Origin of the sequence: Campylobacter concisus (assembly GCF_902460875.1) — a bacterium.
Taxonomy (GTDB): domain Bacteria; phylum Campylobacterota; class Campylobacteria; order Campylobacterales; family Campylobacteraceae; genus Campylobacter_A; species Campylobacter_A concisus_AA.
Window position 1 is genome coordinate 1 of record NZ_CABPVR010000018.1, and the last position, 1,657, is coordinate 1,657.

2 protein-coding genes are annotated in these 1,657 nt (G+C 32.6%); both read left to right on the forward strand.

Features of this window, described 5'->3' with window-relative positions:
* The coding region (locus F3H01_RS09000; RefSeq protein WP_223155405.1) for a restriction endonuclease subunit S at nt 1–828 on the forward strand (828 nt) is incomplete at its 5' end.
* Between the two features lie 48 nt (nt 829–876).
* On the forward strand, nt 877–1,657 hold a 781-nt coding region (gene lgt, locus F3H01_RS09005), incomplete at its 3' end, for a prolipoprotein diacylglyceryl transferase (RefSeq protein ID WP_149725557.1).

Below are 1,657 nucleotides of genomic sequence, written 5' to 3' on the forward strand. Positions count from 1 at the left end.
TTTTTATATTCTCCGTTGGGTCAACAAATTTTAAAACAAAATACTACCGGTGCAGCACAAGGAGGGCTAAATTCTACAAATTTAAAAAACATAAGAATTCCTTTTAGTAATAATAAAGAAAATAAAAAAGTGTTTCAAAAAATCGTAGCCGAATGCGAAAAAGTAGATAACGAGTTTAAAACTATTAGAATGGAGATTGACGAGTTAAGAGCTAAAATGAGTAAAATTTTCTCTAAGTTTGGCATAAGTTTTGAAACAAATGGGGGGGGGTATGAGCTAATTTCTAAATTTTGCGATATTTTAATAGGAGGAACACCCAAAAGAGGTAATTCCGCATATTATGGCGGAGAAAATTTATGGCTAAGTATTTCAGAGATGAATTCAAACTTAATAACCAACACTAAAGAAAAAATTACAAATTTAGGGGTAAAGAACTCAAACGTTAAACTTATACCAGAAGGTACAACTCTTGTTAGCTTTAAACTAAGTATAGGAAAAACCGCCATTGCAGGAACTGATTTATATACAAATGAAGCAATAGCCGCCTTTGTTGTCAAGAAAGAGTTTAAGGACAAAATTTTGGATAAATTTATCTTTTGCTTATTTGATACAAAGTTTATAAAATTACAAAAAAATGGATCGAATGCTTTTGGTCAAAGCTTAAATTTAAAAGACTTAAATTTGATAAAAATCCCACTTCTGCCGCTTTCTATACAAAAGCAAATCGTAATAGATTTTGAAGTTTTAGAAAGCGAAATCTCGCAAAGAGAGCAAAAGTTAGCAAATTTGCAAGGCAAATATAATGAAATTTTAAATAGACATTTATAGTTTAAGCCTTTCCATTATAAAATCCATAAAAAAATAAAGTGAGATTCTATGGAAATTTGGAACGATATTTATAACCACTTTAACCCAGTCGCCTTTAGTATCTTTGGCTTTAGTGTGCACTGGTATGGGCTCATGTACATCTTTGCCCTTGTTTCAGCACTAGTCGTAGCAAAATACCTAGTCAAAAAAGATAAAATTTCTATCTCGGACCAGCTTTTGGACAACTACTTTTTTTGGGTCGAGATCGGCGTTATTTTAGGTGCTAGACTTGGCTGGGTTTTAGTCTATTCAGGCGAAGTAAGCTACTACTTGACACAACCTTGGCAAATTTTTAATCCATTTCATAACGGCGAATTTATAGGAATTCGCGGTATGAGCTATCACGGTGCTGTAGTTGGCTTTTTGCTTGCGACATATCTATTTTGCAAAAGGTATAAACAAAATTTATGGCAGCTACTTGATCTTTGTGCGGTTTGCATACCTTTTGGCTATACATTTGGCAGGATCGGAAATTTCTTAAATCAAGAGCTTTTTGGACGAGTTGCAGATGTGCCTTGGGCGATAAATGTTTTTGGGCAACCAAGACATCCTAGCCAACTTTATGAGGCATTCTTAGAAGGTTTAGTTATTTTTATTATTTTATTTTTATATAGAAAATTTAAGAAATTTAATGGTGAGCTGATCGCGCTTTATGCTATTTTATACACTTTTGCAAGATTCATTTGCGAGTTTTTTAGAGAGCCTGATTCAGGGCTTGGATTTATTATTTTTAATCTTTCAATGGGTCAAATATTATCACTTATCATGTGTGGTTTTGGAATTTTTATTT